General features: G+C 69.1%; 13 protein-coding genes. 11 read left to right on the forward strand and 2 right to left on the reverse strand.

Annotated features, from left to right (window positions below; genetic code table 11):
* Positions 1–5 precede the first annotated feature (5 nt).
* A complete protein-coding gene (locus A7B18_RS00745) occupies positions 6–920 on the reverse strand; it encodes a proline iminopeptidase-family hydrolase (RefSeq protein WP_102124755.1) in 915 nt (304 codons plus the stop codon).
* 149 nt (positions 921–1,069) lie between these two features.
* Here A7B18_RS00745 and A7B18_RS00750 point away from each other — a divergent pair, with 149 nt between their 5' ends.
* The 3 genes from A7B18_RS00750 to A7B18_RS00760 all read left to right on the forward strand — a co-directional run bounded on the left by A7B18_RS00750 (position 1,070) and on the right by A7B18_RS00760 (position 2,949).
* Positions 1,070–1,561 (forward strand): Lrp/AsnC family transcriptional regulator, encoded by a 492-nt coding sequence (locus tag A7B18_RS00750; RefSeq protein ID WP_245872675.1) that lies wholly within the window; start codon positions 1,070–1,072, stop codon positions 1,559–1,561.
* On the forward strand, positions 1,558–1,836 hold the full coding sequence (locus A7B18_RS22225; RefSeq protein WP_219722074.1) for a hypothetical protein: 279 nt from the start codon (positions 1,558–1,560) through the stop codon (positions 1,834–1,836). The genes A7B18_RS00750 and A7B18_RS22225 overlap by 4 nt, the downstream gene beginning before the upstream one ends.
* 357 nt (positions 1,837–2,193) lie before the next feature.
* The gene (locus A7B18_RS00760; protein ID WP_102124756.1) at positions 2,194–2,949 is read left to right on the forward strand and encodes an SDR family NAD(P)-dependent oxidoreductase; all 756 of its coding nucleotides are present in this window, start codon (positions 2,194–2,196) and stop codon (positions 2,947–2,949) included.
* 362 nt (positions 2,950–3,311) lie between these two features.
* Here the strand turns inward: A7B18_RS00760 and A7B18_RS21760 are convergent, their stop codons facing one another.
* Positions 3,312–3,458, reverse strand: coding sequence for a hypothetical protein (locus A7B18_RS21760; protein ID WP_180969953.1), 147 nt, complete (start codon positions 3,456–3,458; stop codon positions 3,312–3,314).
* 593 nt (positions 3,459–4,051) lie between these two features.
* Here A7B18_RS21760 and A7B18_RS00770 point away from each other — a divergent pair.
* The 8 genes from A7B18_RS00770 (at position 4,052) to A7B18_RS00805 (ending at position 14,343) form a co-directional block, all read left to right on the forward strand.
* Complete coding sequence (locus A7B18_RS00770) at positions 4,052–5,560, forward strand: ABC transporter substrate-binding protein (protein WP_102124758.1); 1,509 nt, start codon at positions 4,052–4,054, stop codon at positions 5,558–5,560.
* A gap of 3 nt (positions 5,561–5,563) precedes the next feature.
* A complete protein-coding gene (locus A7B18_RS00775; RefSeq protein ID WP_102124759.1) occupies positions 5,564–6,487 on the forward strand; it encodes an ABC transporter permease in 924 nt (307 codons plus the stop codon).
* Between the two features lies 1 nt (position 6,488).
* Complete coding sequence (locus A7B18_RS00780) at positions 6,489–7,352, forward strand: ABC transporter permease (protein ID WP_102124760.1); 864 nt, start codon at positions 6,489–6,491, stop codon at positions 7,350–7,352.
* The gene (locus A7B18_RS00785) at positions 7,349–9,277 is read left to right on the forward strand and encodes a M14 family zinc carboxypeptidase (RefSeq protein WP_146009408.1); all 1,929 of its coding nucleotides are present in this window, start codon (positions 7,349–7,351) and stop codon (positions 9,275–9,277) included. Before A7B18_RS00780 ends, A7B18_RS00785 begins: the two co-directional genes overlap by 4 nt.
* Before the next feature lie 535 nt (positions 9,278–9,812).
* Positions 9,813–10,700 carry an ABC transporter permease gene (locus A7B18_RS00790; RefSeq protein ID WP_102124761.1) on the forward strand — a complete coding sequence of 296 codons (888 nt, stop codon included), beginning with the start codon at positions 9,813–9,815 and terminating at the stop codon, positions 10,698–10,700.
* Complete coding sequence (locus A7B18_RS00795) at positions 10,700–11,620, forward strand: ABC transporter permease (RefSeq protein ID WP_102124762.1); 921 nt, start codon at positions 10,700–10,702, stop codon at positions 11,618–11,620. The genes A7B18_RS00790 and A7B18_RS00795 overlap by 1 nt, the downstream gene beginning before the upstream one ends.
* A gap of 178 nt (positions 11,621–11,798) precedes the next feature.
* Positions 11,799–13,403: an ABC transporter substrate-binding protein gene (locus A7B18_RS00800; RefSeq protein ID WP_102124763.1), complete on the forward strand. Its 1,605-nt coding sequence runs from the start codon at positions 11,799–11,801 to the stop codon at positions 13,401–13,403.
* A 10-nt stretch (positions 13,404–13,413) separates the two neighbouring features.
* Positions 13,414–14,343: an acetamidase/formamidase family protein gene (locus tag A7B18_RS00805; protein ID WP_102124809.1), complete on the forward strand. Its 930-nt coding sequence runs from the start codon at positions 13,414–13,416 to the stop codon at positions 14,341–14,343.
* The last annotated feature ends 157 nt before the right edge of the window (positions 14,344–14,500 follow it).

Consider the following 14,500-nt stretch of genomic DNA (forward strand, 5'->3'; position numbering starts at 1 on the left):
CGACCTCAACCAGACGTTGCCGTGGCAGGGCGGGCCTCCTCGACCTCGGCGAGAAACCCCTTGAGCGCCGTGAAGTACGTCTCCGGGTCGTCCCACATGCTCAGGTGGCTGCCGTTCTCGCAGATGGACACGCGCGAGTTCGGGATGCGCCGCCCCATCTCCTCGATGTCGGCGGGGTCCATGGAGTCGTGGCGACCGACCGACAGCAGCGTCGGCACGGTGAGGCGGTGCAGGTCCGCCCAGCGGTCCCAGTCCCTGAAAGTGCCGGTGACGACGAACTCGTTGGGCCCCTGCATGGTGTGGTAGACGGGCAGGGCGAGGTGCTCGAACATCCGCGCCACCGGCCCGGGCCAGGGCACCACCCGGCAGATGTGCCGGTTGTAGAGCCCCGTCAGCAGCGCCTGGTATTCGGGGTCGTCCAGCGTCCCCTCCGCCTCGTGGCGCTTCATGACCGCGACCTCTTCCGGGTCCATCCGGTCACGCAACTCGTTGATGTACCGCATATACGAGGCGATGCTGGCGGTCATGTTGCTGACGATCAATCCGCGCAGATGCCGCCCGTACTTCAGGGCGTACTCGGTCCCGAGCATCCCGCCCCACGAGTTGCCGAACAGGTAGAAGTCCTCCAGGCCCAGCCCGGCGCGCACCTGCTCGACCTCTTCCCGGAAGCGCTCCACCGTCCACAGACTGGGGTCGTCGGGCTGGTCGGAGTAATGCGAGCCGAGCTGGTCGTAGTAGTAGAAGGTGTACTCGTCGGGCGAGAGCCAATTCTCGAAGCACTCGAAGTATTCGTGGGTGCAGCCGGGGCCGCCGTGCAGCAGCAGCAGGGTGACCGGGCCGTGCCCCACCCGCTTCGTCCAGACCCGGTAGCCTCCGTCCACGGTGATGTGCCGAACTTCCCCTTCAGATGGCTGAGTCATACCAGCGCCTCACGGTCAGGTGAAAAAGACGGGCGGCCATGTCGCCCAGGGTAAGCAAACTGTGCTGATTTCGGCCCGAGGGTAACGTACATTTACTGCACGGTCAAGCCGAGTAAAGCCAATTCACGAAAAGGAGCACCGCGAAGACGATGACGATGAGACCCCTGGCGCCGCAGCTCGACGAGATCGACCGGACCCTCCTGGCCCTGCTTCAGGAAGACGCTTCTCTGAGCCATGTGGACCTCGCCCGGCAGGTGGGCCTCTCGGCCCCCGGCGTTCACAAGCGGCTCAAGCACCTGCGGCAGGGCGGCTACATCAAGAAGGTGGCCGCCGTCCTCGACCGGGCCAGGCTGGGGCTCGACCTGCTGTGCTTCCTGAAAGTCACCTTCCGGAGCAACCTGCGACCCGAGAACGTGGCGGAGCTGCAACGCTGCATTCAGGAGCTGCCCGAGGTGCTGGAGTGCTACACCGTCACCGGCTCCAGCGACGCCATCCTCAAGATCGCCGTGACCGACCACTTCGCCCTACGCGACTTCCTGCGCAGGCTCGCCGAGGGCCAGCAGGTGATCGAGCGCGCCGAGACCTGCATCGTCCTCGAAGAGTTCAAGGAGGGAGCGGAGCTGCCGCTGAGACCCGTGTGAGCCCCGGCACCCGGTGCCCTCCGGACGAGCGGGAACGGCGGGTGCCGTGGTGGGACGGCCCCAACGTCGTCGTCCTGAACTTTCCCGGCGGCGCCCTGGGGGTCGTGACCGCCACCAACGGCGCGATTCCGGGACGCTGGATCCAGGAGTTCCAGGTGGTCGCCCGGCACCTGACCGCCGACTTCACCGACCACAACCACGCGACGTTCCACCACTGCACGACGATCAGCGTCGTGCGGGTGTGCAGGCGTGGTCGCGGTGCCCCTTCATGTTGAGGGGCAAAACCACCCCCGCAACTCAACTCCGACCGCTCTCTTGACGGCTTCTCGCTCCGCTCGGGCCGAAAGGGTTGCGGGTGTCACCCGCAACTCTTTCGGCCACCGCTGTGACAGCAGACGGACAGGTTGAGGGCCTGTGTCTCAGGTCGTTCCAGCCGAGCGGACCCGATGAGGCGGATGACCGTCCGTCCAGTCACGGGGCCACGGCTCTGGGTGGGGCGGGCCTGGCCGGGTTCCGATACCGGCCACCCAGGCGACAACCCGACGACGTGGGATGGGTGTGGAAGTGGGGGAGGCAGGAGACCGGGTGTGGGCCACCCGACCTCCGGGAGGACGAGGCCCCACAATAGGGGCATGCTGGATTTGACGGGCAAGGTCATTCTCGTGACGGGCGGCTCCCGCGGCATCGGCGCCGCCACCGTCCGCATCCTGGCCGCCGCGGGGGCGCAGGTCGTCGTGCACTACGGCCAGAGTGGGACCGAGGCGCAGATGATCGCGCAGGACCTCGGGCCGGACCGGGCCGTCGCCCTCGGGGCGGACCTCTCCCAACCCGGCGCGGCGGCCCAGCTCTTCCGGGAAGCTGCCGCCTGGCGCGGACGCATCGACGTGCTGGTGAACAACGCGGGCATCGCGCCCCTCGTGACGGTGGACGAGCCTGCGCAGGCGTGGGCCGACACCTGGTCGCGCACCTTGCAGGTGAACCTGATGGCCGTCGCCGACCTGTGCCGCGAGGCGATCTTGCACTTCCGGGAGCGGGGCGGCGGCACCATCGTCAACGTGGCGAGCCGCGCCGCCTTCCGCGGGGACAATCCCGAGGCGATGCACTACGCGGCCTCCAAGGGCGGGGTGATCGCGCTGACCCGCTCCATCGCGCGGGGGTACGCCCGGGAGAACATCCTGGCCTACGCGGTGGCTCCCGGGTGGGTGCGCACCGACATGGCGTCCGGGTACCTGCGCGAGCACGCCGCCGACATCGCCCGGGACATCCCGCTGGGGGACGTGGCCCCTCCCGAGGAGGTGGCGAACACGGTGGCCTTTTTGGCCTCGGGGCTGGCCCGGCACATGACCGGGGCGACCCTGGACCTCAACGGCGCCTCCTACGTCCGCTGAGGCGGGGCGACTCCCCGGACTCAAGCAGGGTGTAAGGGGGAGACCCTCGGTCAGGACGGCAGGAAGCGGCCCCCTCGCGGGGTCCGGCTGGGCGGCGTCGGCCTCCAGCCCAGAAGGGCCGCCTGGACGGATCGCACGACGCCGCGGCCTCACCGCTCCGTCGGCTGGACGGTCCGGGGGTGGAAGCTCCGGCCCACCTGGACGCGTTCCGCCAGGGCAGCCTGGGCACTTCACACCGTGCTCCTCATTCAGGGACGGTGGGCACGGCAGTCAGGGCGGCGCACCCAGGCTCACTCCCTGGCTCCAGCCCGGCACGCACAAGCCACGCCCCATCACTACCGACGCCGGCGCGCTCCCCGCCCCTAATCCGTGACCTCCAGCACCCCCTCATCTCGCATCTCCCGCAGCACAGGGCGAATGAGGTCGAGGATCGTCAACGGCGCGACGATCAGAAGCTCCCTGCCATCCCCGGTCAGCGCCTGGTGGTAACGGCCAACGGGTTCGGCCATGGCGGGTGGGGTCCCGGTCACGCCCGTGGGCTGGAATCGCAACCTCGCCCTACCCTCTGAGGTGCGCTCGACGATTGCCGTTCATTCGGGTGCCGTTCATTCGGGGACGTGCCTCCCGGAGACGGTCCCGCCTGCCCATGCCGCACGCCGCCTTCTTGGCTGATGAATGAGATGATCTAGCCGGAGCGGGAGAACCTTGGAAGGGGAGAGCGGCGCTTGATCCACTTCCCTCTCGTGGCCGCTTGCCCGGTTTCGCCCGCAGCCAGAGCTCTTGGAGCGCGGGCGGGGTCTCCTCCCGACCCTGTGCCGAGGGAGGCGGAGGCCAAGAGGACCTGTCCTGACGCCGGGAAAGAGGAACCCTCAAGCGGCGCCGGGTTCCTGCCCACGGCCAGAGTCTCCCGGAGACGCGCTTCGATGCGTGCTGGCAGCCACCCGGGCGAACGGCTCGGCAAGTTCCTCGCAGCACACCACACCTGCCGTTTGGCTGGTGTCTTGAGCTGGGTGCCTCGCCCGGCGTAACATCGTGACCCGCCCAAGCCCTTCGCCCTTCACCTGCTCCGGTCCGCGCTGGCCGGACTCCTCGGGAGGTTCGAATGAAGGCGTTCAAATCCCTGCTCGTCACGGCCCTGCTCGCCGCCGCGGGGTCCTCGCTCGCGCAGGGCGGCACCCTCACGGTCGCCACCGCGCAGGACCCGCAGAGCTGGGACCCCATCGACACCTTCCTGGTCGCGTGGGGGACCGTCGCCCACAACCTCTACGACGGGCTGATCATCCGCACGCCGGATCTCAAGCTGCAACCCGGTCTCGCCACCAAGTGGACGTCCCTGAACGGCAACAAGACCCTGCGCTTCACCCTGCGCCAGGGGGTGAAGTTCCACAACGGGGAGCCCTTCAACGCGGGCGCCGTGAAGTTCACCTTCGACCGGCTGCTGGGCCCCGAGGGCAAGAAGGGCCCGCAGCAGGCGAACTACAACTCGATCAAGCAGGTGAAGGTCGTGGGGCCCTACACCGTGGACTTCATCCTGTCGCAGGCGGACCCGGTGCTGCTCACGAAGCTCGCCGGGTACGGCGCGATGATCGTGCCCCCCCGCTACATCAAGGAAAAAGGCGACGCCTACTTCAACTCGCACCCGGTCGGGACGGGCCCCTTCAGCTTCGTGTCCTACAAGAACGGGGAATCCATCAAGCTCCAGGCCTTCAAGGGGTACTGGGGCGGCGCGCCGAAGCTGGCGGGCGTCACCTACCGCTTCATCGAGGAACCCGCGACCCGCGTGGCCGAGTTGCAGGCGGGCCGGGTCGACATCGCCGCCGCCATCCCGGTCGCCCAGGCCGCGACGGTGAAGGGCAACCCCAACCTCACCCTCCAGGCGGTGCCCAGCCCCACCGTGCAGGCCCTGCGGCTGAACGTCAGCCACGGCCCCACCAGCGACCTGCGGGTGCGTCAGGCACTCAACCACGCGGTGGACCGCGACGCGATCATCAAGAGCATCCTCCAGGGGTACGCCAGCCCCATCGCGTCCATGCAGTCCTCGAAGTCCTTCGGGTACGACCCGAACCTCAAGGCGTACCCCTACGACCCCGCCAAGGCGAAGCAACTCCTCCAGGCGGCGGGCGTGAAGCCGGGCACGACGGTCGGGATCGACTTCATCGGCACGGACGCGGTGTTCCGCGAGGTCGCGCAGGCCGTGGCAGGCTACTTTCAGGTGCTGGGCCTCAAGCCCGAACTCAAGACGTACGAGACGAACACCTTTTACAGCGACATCATCCCCAAGAACAAGACCACGAACGCCTACCAGATGGGGTGGGGCGGCTGGACCTTCGACTTCGACAACACCGCCTACCTGCTCTACCGCAGCGGCCAGTTCTGGAACCCCGACTACAAGAGTAAGGAACTCGACGCCCTGCTCGACAAGCAGCACAACCTGAGCGATCAGAAGCAGCGCCTGACGATCCTGCGCCAGATCGCCAAGTACACCCGTGACCAGGCCATCGACATCCCCCTCTACAACCAGCAGGACCTGTGGGGGGTGAGCAAGCGGGTGCAGGGCTTCCGGGCCCCCAGCGACAGCCTGTTGCGCCTGAATACCGTCAGCGTGAAGTGAGGCATGGCCCGCTACCTCGTCTTGCAGCTCTCCCAGGCCCTGCTGGTCGTGGTGTTCGTGACGCTGGTCGTCGCGGTCATGCTGCGCTTCTCGGGCGACCCGGCGGTGGCGCAGTTCCAGGGCGCCTCGGCCCCCACCGCCGAGCAGCTCCGGGAAATTCGGGAGGCGCTCGGCCTCAACCAGCCCTTTCTGGTGCAGTACGGCCACTTCCTGGGCGGCCTCTTCACGGGGAACCTCGGCACCAGCTTCCGGGGCGACACCCCGGTCGGGTCCCTGATCCGGGACGCGATGCCTCCCACCCTGCTGCTGGCGCTGTGCTCGCTGCTGATCTCGGTCGCCATCTCCCTGCCGCTGGGGGTCTACTCCGCCGTGCACCGGGGCGGCTGGGCGGACCAACTGATCCGCTTCGTCTCGCTGTTCGGCCTGTCGTTCCCGAACTTCTGGCTGGGGATCATGCTGGTGCTGATCTTCGGCGTGACCCTGCGCTGGCTGCCCGCCTCCGGCTACGAGACGCCCGCGTCCCTGGTCTTGCCGAGCGTCACCCTGGGCCTGATCCTGACCTCCACGACGGTTCGGCTGTTGCGCGCCGCGCTGCTGGACGTGCTGGGCAGCCAGTACGTCACCGTGGCGCGCAGCAAGGGCCTTTCCGAGCGCCGGGTGCTGTACAAGCACGCCCTGCGCAACACCGCCATTCCCGTGGTCACCTTCATCGGCCTGCAATTCGGGGGGCTGATCGGCGGGGGGGTCATCGTCGAGCAGGTCTTCGCGTGGCCGGGGCTGGGCTCGCTGGCCCTGCAAGCCATCGCCAACCGGGACTACCCGGTGCTTCAGGGCACCGTGACGGTCCTGGCGATCATCGTCGTGCTCGTCAACCTGCTGGTGGACCTGTCGTACGGGTTGTTCGACCCGCGCGTCCGCATGGAGTGACATGACCCACCCTCCCGCCGCCGCCCCCCGCGCCCGCCGACCGCCGCTGCGCTGGACGCCCGACCTGCTGTTCGGCGCGCTGCTCACCGGCGGGGTGGTGCTGCTGGTGCTGCTCGCCAACGTGCTCTTTCCGGTCGGGACGGACGCGATGGACCTCGCCGCGCGCCTGAAGCCCCCGACCCTCACCGGCCCGCACCCCCTGGGCACCGACCCCATCGGGCGGGACGTGCTGGCCCGGGTGGTCTACGGCGGGCGCATCTCCCTGATCGTCGGGGTGGTGTCGGTAGCCCTCTCCGCCAGCATCGGCAGCCTGCTGGGCCTGCTGGCCGGGTACTACCGCGGCACGCTGGACGCCGTGGTGATGCGCCTCGCGGACGTGCAGCTCGCCTTTCCCTTCATCCTGCTGGCGATCACCGTCATCGCCATCGTCGGCCCCGGCCTGTGGAACCTGATCGCCGTGATGGTCGTGTCGCAGTGGGCGCTGTACGCCCGGCTCGTGCGCGGTCAGGTGCTGTCGCTGCGGGAGCGGGAGTACGTCCAGGCCGCGCACGCGCTGGGGGCCAACCACGCGCGCCTGATGTTTCGGCACATCGTCCCGAACGCCATCGGGCCGCTCATCGTCCTGGCGACCCTGAACGTCGCCAACAACATCCTGCTGGAGTCCGGCCTGACGTTCCTGGGGCTGGGCGTGGACCCGCAGGTGCCGTCCTGGGGCGGGATGCTCGCGGATGGGCGCACGTACCTGCAAACCGCGTGGTGGGTGTCGGTGTTCCCGGGCGTGGCGATCACCCTCACGGTCCTGGGCTTCAACCTGCTGGGCGATTGGCTGCGCGACCGCCTCGACCCGCACGGAAGGCGGAGGTGAGCGGCCCTGAGACCTCCGGCGACGGGCGCGCGGGTGAGCCCACCTCCACGCCGGGACCCCGGCCTGCCTCCGACGTGGCCCGCAAAACCCGCTGGGAGCAGCACTTTCCGTGGGAGGGCCGCAGGCTCTTGGAGCAGCTTCAGTCGCTCACGCGCGGCAATCCGCCCCGGCAGGTGCTCGCCTACGTCTCGGAATCCCCCGAGTTGCGCGAGTTCCTGCGGCAGGGCGTCCTCACCCTCTGCGGCGCGTCCTGTTCCGCCCGGGTCCGCAGCGCCTACAAGACCGCGTACTTCTGGGTCACGGAGGAGGTGCGTCCCCTGTGGCGGCGGGCACATGCCGACCGCCTCACCCTCACGTACCCCCGCCTGGCGGACGAAAACCCCGGGCGGTTTCTTCAGGAAGCCTACCCGCTGGCCGCCGTGCTGGAACGCGAGGGCGTCCGGGCAGACTTTCAGCCGGGCGACACGGGCGAACCGGCCTATCACGCGGCCTTGTGGCGCGGGGACAGGGAACTCTGGCGCGGCTCGTGCTTCGTCCCGCTCGCGCCCCGAGAGTCGCCCGATGGCCGAACCGTTCTCGCCCCCACCGGCTGGCTGCGTGTCCAGGGGGAGGGCGGGCCGCTTCACGACGCTCCCCTTCCCACCGACGGGGAGCTGTTCTGGGACTGGTACAGCGGCACCGTTCTCCCGCACGTCCTGCGCCTCGCCGACGAGCGGCAGGACGGGCTGGTGTTCAAGAACCTGTCGGTGACGGTCCACGCCTCCGAACCGGACCTCGCGCTGGACGTGCTGGACGAGCGTGTCAGCATGACCGAGGCGCTCACCGAGGAGGTGTACTTCGGGACGCTGGAGGCCCTGAAGCGGCACACGTCCACCCCCACGGAGTCCCGCACCCTCACGCCGGGTCGCATCGTCCCGGTCGCGCGGTCGACGCCCGGACAGGACGGCTGGGCGAGCGTCACCCTGACCCAGTGGGCCGCTCCGCCGCAGGAAGCCGTGGGCCAGATTCCGCCCGAGTCCGACGGGATGGACCTGACCTCCACGCCCCTCGACCGACCCTGGCCTCCCGCCCGCATCTGGGCCTACGCGCGGCACCTCGCGCGCCAGCACGGCCTCACCTGGCAGGTTCCCGCCTTCAGCGTGGACGGTCGGCCCGTCCCAGCCGTCCTGCGCACGGGGCGGGACACGCCGGAGGGGGTACTGGTCACGGGCGGGCAGCACGCCAACGAGACCACCGGCCCGGTGGCGGCCCTGCACCTGATCGCGCCGCTCGCCGCCACCGACCTCAATTTTGCGGTGATCCCCCTGGAGAACCCCGACGGCGCGTTCTTGCACCGCGCCCTGACCCGGGTCGCCCCCGAGCATATGCACCACGCGGCGCGCTACACGTCTCTGGGGGATGACCTCGAGGCGAGGCTGCGTCAGGGCCAACCCCGCTGGGAGGCACGCGCTCGGGCCTGGGCTCGGGAAGAGGTGAACGCGACCTTGCACCTGAACCTGCACGGCTACCCGGCGCACGAGTGGGTCCGGCCCTACAGCGGCTACGCCCCCCACGGCTTCGAGTCGTGGGCGCTGCCCGCCGGATTCGTCACGATCGTGTGGTACTGGCCGGGGCAGGCGGAGACGGCCCGCGCCCTGGCGGACGTGATCGCGCTTTGCCTCCAAGAGGAAACAGATGTGGCGGCTCATGCGGCCCGGGCGTTTCGCGCGAGTGCCGCGCACCTGGCGCAACCGCACTATCAACTCATTCACGGCCTGCCGTTTATCCTCGCGGAACAAGCGGCTGCCCTGTGTCCCCTCACCGTGATCACCGAGGCGCCCGACGAGACCATCTACGGGGAGCACTTCCAGATGTTCGTGCGCGCCCACCTCGCCGTGTGCGAGGCGGCGGTCGGCTTTCACCTCGACCGGCTGGGCGGAACTTGACGTGTCCTTCGGCCTCTCGCTGGGCGGCGAACCGTGGGGCCCATCACCCCCTCCTGCTTGAGGAATGTGGCCCGACCTTGAGGCGTCCGCCCACCGACCCCCCCGACGTCGGGAGTGGCCCCCGGCCTCCAGGGAAAAAGGCCCTTCCGAAGAACGCCAGGGGCATGTGCCGAGGTCTCTGGAGAGGGTCTGGGGTTGCTCCCCGGCGCACCCCATCGACTTCCCGGCCTGTCCACCCGCCGGACCGTGCCGGGAGGCCAGGCTTCGAGCCCCGGTGAGCGTCGGCCACTCGGCGACCCGGTCTGAAGGGGGGTTCTAGAATTCGCGTGCCAGGACGCTCTTCCTCCCCGTTACCCGGTGCAACTCCCGGGCCCTTCTCTCGCGGTTGTGTTCGCCGGGCGGGCTCGCCTCCTTGAAGAGGCCCGGTGAGCGTTGTCCCTCCGATTGTCACCGGAGTCCAGTTTCATGACGCCCTCCCCCGGGCTGTGATAGGAGGAGATGTGCACCCTGCCAACCCAGTGAGAGGGGATCCCGAGTGGTAAGCCTCCCGGCCCGGAGCGCGCCCCGGCGGGAAGGGGGCGTGGTCTGGCGCCGCCTCCGCCGCGACCGCGCCGCCCTGCTCGGCCTCGCGCTGTGCCTGCTGGTGGTCCTCGCCGCGCTGCTGGCCCCCTGGCTCGCCCCGCACGACCCGAACTACCAGTTCCCGGAAGGGCTCACCCTGGAGGGCGCTCCTCAGCCCCCAGGCCACACCTTCCTCCTGGGCACCGACCTCCTCGGGCGCGACCTGCTCTCGCGGCTGATCTGGGGGGCCCGGGCGTCCCTGATCGTCGGGGTGGTCGCCAACGGGATCGCAGTGTTTCTGGGCGTGTTGATCGGGGCCATTGGCGGGCTGTGGCGCGGCCCGCTCGGCACGCTCGTCATGCGCTTCACGGACGTGATGATGGCCTTCCCGGTGCTCCTCCTCGCCATCGCCCTGACGGCGATCCTGCGGCCCAGCCTGGGGATCGTGACGCTGGTGATCGCCCTGTTGAACTGGGTCGCGGTCGCCCGCGTGGTGTACGCCCAGGTCGTGTCCCTGCGCGAGCGTGAGTTCGTGGAGGCCGCGCAGGCGCTCGGGGCCACCGGCACCCGCGTCCTGTGGCGGCACGTCGCGCCCCACCTGATTCCGACCGCCCTGGTGTGGGGTTCGCTGGGGATCGGGACGACCGTGCTGCTCGAAGCCACCCTCTCCTTCCTGGGGGTGGGCGTGCAGCCCCCCACCCCGAGCTGGGGCGGCATCATCAACGAGAGCCAGAGCTACCTCACGACCGCCCCGTGGCTGGTGGTGTTTCCGGGCGCGGCGATCCTCCTCACGTCGCTGGGCTTCAACCTCCTGGGGGAGGGGCTGCGCGACGCCCTCGACCCGGACGGGGGGCGGCGCTGATGCTGCCGTTCGCGGTCTCGCGCCTGTTCCAGAGCTTCGGGGTCCTGCTGGTCGCGTCCGTCCTTACCTTCGGGTTGATCTTCCTGCTGCCCGCCGACCCCGCCCGGCTCGTCGCGGGGCCGAGCGCCAGCGTCCAGACCGTAAACAGCATCCGGCACGAACTCGGGCTCGACCGCCCTTTTCTCGTGCAGTACGGGCGCTATCTGGGCGGGCTGGTGCGCGGCGACCTGGGGCGCTCGTACAAGCAGCAGTCGGGGGTGAGTTCGCTGATCGCCTCGCGGATCGGGCCGACCTTCCAGCTCATGCTGGGGGCCATCGTGCTCGAACTCCTCCTCGGGCTGCCGCTGGGGATCTGGGCGGCCCTGCGGCGGGGGCGCTGGCCCGACCGCCTGGTGATGGGCTTCGCCTTTCTGGGAGCGTCGGCGCCGCAGTTCTGGCTGGGCCTGAGCCTGGTGTATCTGCTCGCCTACGGGCTGAACCTTTTCCCGCTCGGGGGGTACGGCGGGCTCTCGCACCTGTTCCTACCTGCCCTGACCCTGGGGCTCGGCGGCGCGGGGTGGTACGCGCGGATGATGCGCTCCAGCCTGCTCGACGTGCTTTCCCGCGACTTCGTTCGCACGGCCCGCGCCAAGGGCCTCGCGCCTACCCGGGTGATCGTCCGGCACGCCCTGCGCAACGCCGTCACGCCCATCGTCACCATGATCGGCCTCGACATCGGCGCCTTCATGGGCGGCGTGGTCGTCGTGGAGAGCGTCTTCGGGTGGCCGGGGCTGGGCAGGCTGGTGTGGGACGCGATCCGCGTGGTGGACATTCCCGTCATCGTCGGCGTGGTGATTTTCAGCGCGCTCGTGATCACGCTGGGGAACCTGCTGGCGGACCTCGTGCAGCTCGTGATCGATCCGCGGGTCAGGTACGCGTGAGGCGAAATGCGGCTCAAAAGCTCCTCCCCTTGACTTGCGGAAGGGAAGGCATCTTCCTCGCGGTGAAGCTGGTCACACGCCCCCTCACCCCGGCCCTCCGCTTCGCGGCTCTGCGAGTCACCCGCAAGGGGAGAGGGAGAAAACAACGTCCCTTCCTCTCCCCACCAAAGGAGAACCTATGAAAAAGCCCCTCGGTCTGACGCTCCTCCTCGGCCTCACCGTCGCGCTCGCCCAGCAGGCGCCGCAGCGGGGCGGCTCCATCACCGTCTCCTACAAGGACGACGTGACGACCCTCGACCCCGCCATCGGGTACGACTACCAGAACTGGCCGATGGAGAAGATGGTCTTTGACGCCCTGCTCGACTACAAGCCCGGCTCGACGACCCTGGAGCCCCGCCTCGCCGCGAAGATGCCCGAGGTGTCGAAGGACGGGAAGACGTACACCTTCACCTTGAGGAAGGGCGTCAAGTTCCACAACGGGCGCACGATGACGGCGGACGACGTGAAGTACACGCTGGAGCGGCTGCTCGACCCCAGGACGAAAAGCCCCGGACAGAGCTTCTACACCGGGATTCAGGGGGCCCAGGCGTTCGTGGACGGCAAGGCGAAGAGCGTCACCGGCATCCAGGTTCTCGCGCCCGACCGGGTGCGGATCACCCTGACCGCGCCGAACGCCGCCTTCCTCAACATCATGGCGATGAACTTCGCCTTCATCGTGCCGAAGGAGGCGGTGGCCGCGGCGAAGGGGGACTTCGGGCACAAGCCGGTGGGGACGGGGCCCTTCAAGCTCACCTCCTGGGTCTCCGGGCAGCAGCTCAAGTTCGACCGCAACCCGAACTACTTCATGGCGGGGCTGCCCTCCCTCGACAACGTGACCGTCAAGGTGGGCCTCGACCCCTCCGTGGCCTTCCTGAGCCTCCAGCGCGGCGAGGTGGACCTCCTCGGGGACGGCATCCCGCCCGCCCAGTTCCTTCAGGTCACCCGTGACCCGAAGTTCAAGCCCAACATCGTCTCCAAAACGTCGGTCAACACGACGTACCTGAGCCTCAACACGGGCGTGAAGCCCCTGAACGACGTGCGGGTGCGGCGGGCGATCAACCAGGCGGTCAACAAGACCAAGATTCTGCGGATCATCAACGGGCGCGGCGTGGTCGCCCAGGGGGTGCTGCCGCCCCTGATGCCGGGGTATGACAAGAACGAGCGCGGCTACGCCTACGACCCGGCGAAGGCGAAGGCGCTCCTCGCGGCGGCGGGCTTCCCGAACGGCTTCGAGACGACCCTCTACACCAACTCCACCGACCCCAACCCGCGCATCGCGCAGAGCATCCAGCAGGACCTCGCGCAGGTCGGGATCAGGGTGCAGATCAAGAGCCTCGCACAGAGCAGCGTGATCGACGCGGCGGGCACCCCGAAGACGGTGCCGATGGTGTGGTCGGGCGGCATGGCCTGGACCCAGGACTACCCCGACCCCAGCGACTTCTACTGGCCGATCCTGTCGTGCAAGAGCGCCGTGCAGGGCGGCTGGAACTGGCCGATGTACTGCGACAAGGCGCTCGACGCCCGCGCTGACCGGGCCGACCGCATGGTGGCCCCGGGGCAGAGAAACGCCCGCCTCGCCGAGTACGGTAAAATCTTTGCGGCTTTGAACAAGCAGGCGGTGTGGGTCCCCGTCTACCACGAGGTCCGCTACATGATGAAGTCCGACCGACTGGTGGGCGACGTGAACAATCTCGTGGACCCCACCCACCTCATCAACTACGAGCGCCTGTCGGTGCGGAAGTAAGGTGCTGCCCATGACGACGCGCCCGAAATGCACCATCCACGACCACCACTTCGGCTGGGACAACAGCCTGCCGCCCAAGCTGGAGGTCGAGCCCGGCGAGGTCATCGAGTTCGAGGTGGTGGACTCCAGCGGCGGCCAGTTCACCCGGGCGTCCACGCACAACGACGTGAGCGTCCTCGACTTCGCCAAGGTGAACCCCGTCACCGGCCCGATCTTCGTGCGGGGGGCCGAGCCGGGGGACGCCCTCACCGTGGATATCCTCGACTTCCGTCCCTCGGGCTTCGGGTGGACGGCAGCGATTCCCGGCTTCGGGCTGCTGTCGGACGACTTTCCCGAGCCGTACCTCAAGCTCTGGCACTACGGGGAGACGACCGCGGAGTTCCTGCCGGGGATCGAGATTCCTGTGCGGCCCTTTCCGGGCACCATCGGGAACGCGCCCGCAGAAAGTGGGCACCACTCGGTCGTGCCGCCGCGCGCGGTGGGCGGCAACATGGACATCCGCGACCTGACGGCGGGCTCGACCCTGCTCCTCCCCGTCGCGGTGCCGGGGGCGCTGTTCTCGGTGGGCGACACCCACGCGGCGCAGGGGGACGGCGAGGTGTGCGGCACGGCCATCGAGTCGGCCATGCACGTCACGCTGCGCTTCGGGCTCCAGAAGGGGGCGAACCTGCCCACGCCGCGCTTCTCCACGCCGGGGGCGGTCACGTCGCACATCGACCGGATGGGCTACCACGTCACGACCGGCATCGGCCCCGACCTCTTCGCCGCCTCGCGGGACGCGACCCGCTTCATGGTGGACTTCATGGCGGGGGAGTACGGCCTGAACCCGGTGGACGCCTACCTGCTGTGCAGCGTCGCGGCAGACCTGCGGATCAGCGAGATCGTCGACGCCCCCAACTGGCTGGTGAGCCTCTACCTGCCCCGGGCGATCTTCCAGTAGGGGTACGCGAGGGACAATGACCGGGTGACCTCGCGCGAACCACCCAAGCGGCCCGGCCTGGGAGCGGCACGCGGCGCTGCTGGAGAGGCGGCCCAAAGTGAGGCGGCAGGTGGTGGTCACGAGCGAGGACCGCCCCCGGGGTGGGCGGCTCGTGGCG

The sequence above is a fragment of the Deinococcus planocerae genome, from assembly GCF_002869765.1.
GTDB classification, from domain to species: Bacteria; Deinococcota; Deinococci; order Deinococcales; family Deinococcaceae; genus Deinococcus; species Deinococcus planocerae.